This is a genomic window from Pseudoalteromonas sp. S1609 (genome assembly GCF_005887255.1).
Taxonomy (GTDB): domain Bacteria; phylum Pseudomonadota; class Gammaproteobacteria; order Enterobacterales; family Alteromonadaceae; genus Pseudoalteromonas.
In genome coordinates this window covers 1-2,223 of sequence record NZ_PNDJ01000080.1, presented here as the reverse complement: position 1 = coordinate 2,223, position 2,223 = coordinate 1, and the positions used below count along the sequence as shown (strand labels likewise).

Below are 2,223 nucleotides of genomic sequence, written 5' to 3'. Positions count from 1 at the left end.
AAACAGGCGCTGCCCGAAGGGTTCTGCCTAGGGGCAATTAACTCTTTGTTGCTCGGTTTTTACTTATTCTTACATGGATGTAAGCCAGTAGAATAACGCAGGAGCAGTTATCGAGCCCACTAGGTTACAAACCTCGCGCCGCGATTAAATTGCCCCTAGTTTGAACAAATATTAATCCGCAAAGGTCAACAGACCCTAGCCTTTTATTTTTAGAGAAATTTTTGTGGTTAACTCATCCCCTTTTAAAACCTCTTTTTTAGGTCCTCGTTACTGGCTAACCTGGATTGGTGTTTTGTTTTTATATCTCATTTCTTGGTTACCGCAAAAACTACAATTAGCTATGGGTAAGCAGCTAGGACGCTTGGTTCATAAATATATGAAGCGTAGAAGGCATATTGCTGAGGTTAATATTAAACGCTGTTTCCCCACAATGAGCGAAGCCGAGCAACAACAACTGGTACTTAAAAATATGGAAAATACCGGTATTGCCATGGTTGAAACCGGTATGGCTTGGTGGTGGCCACAATGGCGGGTCAAAAAAGTACTCGGGTCAATAAAAGGGCTTGAGCACTTTGAGCGCGTACAACAATCAGGAAAAGGTGTTTTATTACTTGTTCCACATATACTTCATCTTGAAATGACAAGTCGTGTAATGGGTTTGAAGTGCCAAGGTATTGGCTTTTACCGCCCGCATAACAATCCGCTTATGGAATACTTTACCACCAATGGACGTCTTCGCTCTAATGAATACATGGTTGGGAAAAAAGACGTAAAAGGATTATTAAAATCATTAAAAAATAAAAAGCTGTGTTATTACTTACCCGATCAGGATTATGGCCGTAACCGCTGTGAGTTTGTGCCTTTTTACGCAGTACCCGATACAGCAACAACCACTGGTACACTAATGTTTGCAGGTAGTAAAAACTGCGAAACAATGAGCTTAATTGCTTACAGGGATAACAACGGAAAGTATCACTTAGAAATCGTACCTGAGCTTGAAAATTTCCCAAGCGGCGATGATAAAGCCGATGTAACACGTGTTAATCAGCGCATGGAGCAATCAATAAATGCCGCCCCTGAACAATATATGTGGTTGCATAGACGTTTTAAAACACGCCCAGATAAAGACGCTCCATCTTTTTATTAAAGATGGGTTATTAAAATAACAAAGACGAGTAACAGCCATGTGGTTTTGGATTAGATATATACTTTTAGCTTTATTGTTAATTGGTGCAGCCATTTACTTTTTACTAAATGGTACATCGTCACTCAATTATCAACAAACCACTAATGCTGCGGCTGAGGGATTATCGCGGTTTTATGCATCAATTAGAGATAGGATTACTACCGATAAAGACAATGACAAATTTGTAATTGAACTCGAAAAACCCGATCTTAGTCTCGACAGAGCGCTAAACCAACGCTCTTTTGTAGTAGAACCCATGCCTTTAAATTGGAGTGGAGAAGTAGGCCCGCGTCGCTTTCAACCTGATTCAACCTTACGTACCGTTCTTACCCAATATGCTAATAACGAAGGGGTTACATTATTATGGTACTTAGATAAGGATTACGTTGTTAAAGATCACTTTCGAATAGATAGCAGTTTTAACTCCGCTTTATATCGCGTTAGCCGCTCTATTAATGATGACTTTTCAAATGAAGTGTATGCGTTCTTCTGCCCTAAACAACGTGCAGCGGTCATTACCGAGCTACCGTCTGAATTTGTACGTACACACTGTTTAAAGCTAAGCAATTAACTAGGGTCTGTTGACCTTTCAAGGTTGAGTTTGCAGCAGTCTGTTTGGTATTTAGGCAAGGCAGAGCCTATCTATACCCAAGTTGCCTTAATCTGCGAGTTTCAGTTGGAATTAAAAGCTATTTTGACAAGGCATTGATTGAAAATAATGGTTATTCCCTTGTTAAAATCAATAACGCAGTATAAATAGCTTTTAAACCAACCCGCAGGGCGTTTCACAGAAACTTACTCCCTTTGTTGTTCCTTTTTAAAAGGGACGACCATTATTGCAAAGGGAACGCCTTGATATTAAGTCCCTGTGAAAAGCTGAATTCTGCATATTGAGGCAATTTGGGTATAATGTGGTTATTCCCCATAAATAGGCGATAACGTGGAATAAATGCCAAACAGGCGCTGCCCGAAGGGTTCTGCCTAGGGGCAATTAACTCTTTGTTGCACGTTTTTTACTTAGACAACTAGGTTACAAA

General features: G+C 40.1%; 2 protein-coding genes. Both read left to right on the top strand.

From position 1 onward, the window contains the following. The first annotated feature begins 223 nt into the window (after positions 1-223). Positions 224-1,147, top strand: a complete 924-nt coding sequence (lpxL, locus tag CWB76_RS17270) for an LpxL/LpxP family Kdo(2)-lipid IV(A) lauroyl/palmitoleoyl acyltransferase (protein ID WP_138609260.1) — start codon at positions 224-226, stop codon at positions 1,145-1,147. Positions 1,148-1,184: 37 nt separating this feature from the next. Next, positions 1,185-1,757 (top strand): toxin co-regulated pilus biosynthesis Q family protein, encoded by a 573-nt coding sequence (locus CWB76_RS17265; RefSeq protein WP_138609258.1) that lies wholly within the window; start codon positions 1,185-1,187, stop codon positions 1,755-1,757. Positions 1,758-2,223: the final 466 nt, after the last annotated feature.